The following is a 223-nucleotide window of genomic DNA, read 5'->3' as shown; positions in this document are numbered from 1 at the left end:
CTCGCAGAAGGCCCGGAAGCTGCCTGGCCGCTCGGGGATGGTCACGGCGATGATGGCTTCGCGCCGCTCGCCCAGTTCGGCGCGCTCGGCCACGTGTCTCAGGCGATCGAAATTGATGTTGGCACCGGAGTCGATGGCCACCAGCACCTGGCCGCCGGAGCCCGCGCGCTCGGCGTACTTCTTGATCCCGGCCACCCCCAGGGCGCCCGAGGGTTCGGTGATG

General features: G+C 70.0%; 1 pseudogene. It reads right to left on the bottom strand.

From position 1 onward, the window contains the following. Positions 1-223, bottom strand: a pseudogene (locus tag RCF34_RS22865) (threonine ammonia-lyase, biosynthetic); the annotation flags it as partial.

The sequence above is a fragment of the Pseudomonas sp. 102515 genome (assembly GCF_031085165.1).
Taxonomy (GTDB): Bacteria; Pseudomonadota; Gammaproteobacteria; order Pseudomonadales; family Pseudomonadaceae; genus Chryseomonas.
Note: the sequence above shows the minus strand (reverse complement) of the source record. Positions and strands in the feature narration are given on the sequence as shown.